The sequence below is a fragment of the Chryseobacterium sp. SIMBA_028 genome (genome assembly GCF_046535285.1).
Taxonomy (GTDB): Bacteria; Bacteroidota; Bacteroidia; order Flavobacteriales; family Weeksellaceae; genus Chryseobacterium.
The window spans coordinates 1-274 of the sequence record NZ_JAWRWZ010000259.1 but is presented as its reverse complement, the minus strand read 5'-3'; the positions used below and the strand labels follow the sequence as shown (position 1 = coordinate 274).

Here is a 274-nt window from a genome sequence, read left to right as displayed (position 1 = left end):
CACGCAGTATTCGAATAAGTCTGAGCTGCCCGATGATGCAGTCGCTGGCGAGACCGAATTTTAGCTTCCGCGCGAATTCAAGCCCATGCTCGGCCTCTCGTTGGATGTCACTGAGCGGGTCTCCGCTGGCGATACGGTTGGTGATCACATCGATGCAACTGTAGGCCGCGTAAGACAGGTCGCCAGCGTTCAGCGCCGCCTCGTAGGCGCACCTCAGGAAGGCGCGAGACGTTTGCAGGGGCTGCGTCCAGTGGGCGACGTGGACAGCGAACAC

General features: G+C 60.6%; 1 protein-coding gene. It reads right to left on the bottom strand.

The window, feature by feature from the left end; translation table 11 throughout:
- Positions 1-274 (bottom strand): hypothetical protein (locus SCA31_RS23370; RefSeq protein ID WP_410699407.1); only part of this gene is annotated, 274 nt, incomplete at both ends.